Genomic DNA, 326 nt, shown 5'->3' with positions numbered 1-326 from the left:
GGAGCGGCCCCAGCCGCTGCGCCAGACCGTGCTGTACTACGACGCCAGCCGGGCAGCGGAGTACACCTCCGCGGTCTCCTCGGCCGTGCGCGTGTGGAACTACAGCGTCAGCAACGTCCGTCTGGAGCCGGCCCCCGTCGGACGGCACGCCGAGATCCGCATCATCGCCGACAACGGCTGGCCCCGCGCCCAGCTGGGCCCGGTGCGCCCGGGCGGGCAGGTCGTCGTCTGGATGGGCCGCCAGGGCACCGCGGCGGGCTACGACGCTGTGCGCATCGCCGCGCACGAGCTCGGCCACAGCCTGGGGCTGCCCGACGCCAAGCCCG

The 326-nt window shown here is 75.2% G+C and carries 1 protein-coding gene; it reads left to right on the top strand.

The features are described from left to right. Positions 1-326, top strand: a 326-nt coding sequence (locus D471_RS0124250; RefSeq protein WP_017601011.1) for a snapalysin family zinc-dependent metalloprotease, incomplete at both ends; no start/stop codon positions are given.

The organism is Nocardiopsis lucentensis DSM 44048 (assembly GCF_000341125.1).
GTDB lineage: Bacteria > Actinomycetota > Actinomycetes > Streptosporangiales > Streptosporangiaceae > Nocardiopsis > Nocardiopsis lucentensis.
The sequence above is the reverse complement of the archived record's forward strand: the minus strand, read 5'-3'. Positions and strand labels throughout refer to the sequence as shown.